The sequence below is a fragment of the Neisseria sp. P0021.S007 genome (assembly GCF_051956855.1).
In genome coordinates, this window is sequence record NZ_JBQCXA010001669.1 from 1 (window position 1) to 448 (window position 448).

Here is a 448-nt window from a genome sequence, read left to right on the forward strand (position 1 = left end):
CGGCGGTATTGACCGCTTTGGCTTTGACGGCATTTTTGCTGGTGGACGAAGCAGAAGGGCAAAAGGCCGTCTGAACGTGGCTGGCTCAAGCTCCCTTCACTTTCACTACACTATTGCCACGCCTTGTATCGAAAATTGATTGAATCCGCTATATAATTTGTTTTTAACCGCACTCAACACGATCTATCATGACCGACTTAGAAACCAAACGCCTTGAAACCCAAGCCATGCTGGACAATGCCGATTTGCTGTTTGACCAAGAACAATGCCGCGCAGCCTTGCAAAAAGTTGCCGACGACATTACCCGCGACTTGGGCGACAAATACCCCCTGCTCCTGCCGGTAATGGGTGGCGCGGTGGTGTTTACCGGGCAGCTGCTGCCGCTGTTGCGCTTTCCTTTGGACTTTGACTACGTCCACGTTTCCCGCTACGGAGACAAACTCGCAGG

Annotated in this window: 1 pseudogene; it reads left to right on the plus strand. The window is 52.2% G+C overall.

Annotated elements, in window-relative coordinates:
* Positions 1-188 precede the first annotated feature (188 nt).
* Positions 189-448: pseudogene (locus ACTHUR_RS20830) on the plus strand (hypoxanthine-guanine phosphoribosyltransferase); the annotation flags it as partial.